Origin of the sequence: Streptococcus sp. DD11, from assembly GCF_001578865.1 — a bacterium.
GTDB classification, from domain to species: domain Bacteria; phylum Bacillota; class Bacilli; order Lactobacillales; family Streptococcaceae; genus Streptococcus; species Streptococcus panodentis.
This window is the reverse complement of sequence record NZ_KQ969393.1, coordinates 485,381-486,484: the sequence shown is the minus strand read 5'-3', so window position 1 is coordinate 486,484 and position 1,104 is coordinate 485,381. Positions and strand designations below refer to the sequence as shown.

The window sequence follows — 1,104 nt, the reverse complement described above, 5'->3', positions numbered from 1 at the left end:
TTTTTAAAGACAGATTCCCAAATTCTATCCAGTTTTGAGGGATTTTGAGCAAAAAAAAAGACCTTACGGTTGTCTTGGCTATGTTCTGATATATTCTGGTCCGTCCGGAAAATCTGAGACTGGACACCAGCTTCATTGCCAAACCAGCCGGAATAGGCAATAGCCGCTCCGCCATTTTTAGCTCGAAAATCCATCTGCTTGACTTGGTCTCCCAACTCAGCCGCAAATTTGGCTAAATCGGTTTCTGTTTCTAAAACTCCATCAAAATTTTTAATCCAGTTAATAATATCCGCCTTTGTTTTATACACTTCTTCACTCTCCCTCTATAATATTCAGCGCACTTCCGGCTCGGCTATTGACCGAAACTCAACGTCATACCGATAATCTAAGTTCGCAAATGCTTCTTTAGTTATCTTCACTACTTCTTCTTTTTTCTCTTGTAAAACAGCGGGAATAAAAATATGGTTGATTACTTTAGCATTGAGTCCTTTAATTAATTTTCCAGTTTTTTCATCTTTTTTAGGATAAGAAATTCCTGCGACTGTTATGATATTAATTTTAATTATCTGATTTTGCCAAAGCAATACGTAATCTGCTGAGTAATCATCTCGATTTGGAAAACGAGTCATTAGAAGGAAAATTCCATTTTTTTTATCAGATACCCAAGTGTCTAAATATGTATATTCATTATATAAATCTTTTTCTCTCAACATATCCCAGTATTCTTCTGGAATTCTTTCATTCACAAAACCCATGACGGTTCCTCCTTATTATTTTTTTCATATATTATACCGGACTTCTGAGCTTTTCGGAAGCGTTTTTAAAGACAGATTCCCAAATTCTATCCAGTTTTGTGGAAATTTGAGCAATAAAAAAAGACCTTGCGGTTGTCTTTGCTATGCTCTGAAATATTTTGGGCCGTTCGGAAAATCTGAGACTGGACATCAGCTTCATTGCCAAACCAGCCGGAGTAAGCAATAGCTGCTCCGCCATTTTTAGCTCGAAAGTCCATCTGTTTTATTTGTTCGCCTAGCTCAGCCGCAAACTTGGCTTTATCTCCGTCAGTCTTTAACTTTCCCTGATAACTTTTGACAAAATCAATGA

Annotated in this window: 3 protein-coding genes; all 3 read right to left on the bottom strand. The window is 37.0% G+C overall.

Annotated elements, in window-relative coordinates; genetic code table 11:
- Nucleotides 1–308: hypothetical protein (locus STRDD11_RS13620; protein ID WP_164828396.1), on the bottom strand; the 308-nt coding region annotated here is incomplete at its 3' end.
- A gap of 24 nt (nt 309–332) precedes the next feature.
- Nucleotides 333–755, bottom strand: a complete 423-nt coding sequence (locus tag STRDD11_RS05610) for a hypothetical protein (protein WP_128836158.1) — start codon at nt 753–755, stop codon at nt 333–335.
- A gap of 86 nt (nt 756–841) precedes the next feature.
- Nucleotides 842–1,104 (bottom strand): hypothetical protein (locus STRDD11_RS13865; RefSeq protein WP_206512678.1); only part of this gene is annotated, 263 nt, incomplete at its 5' end.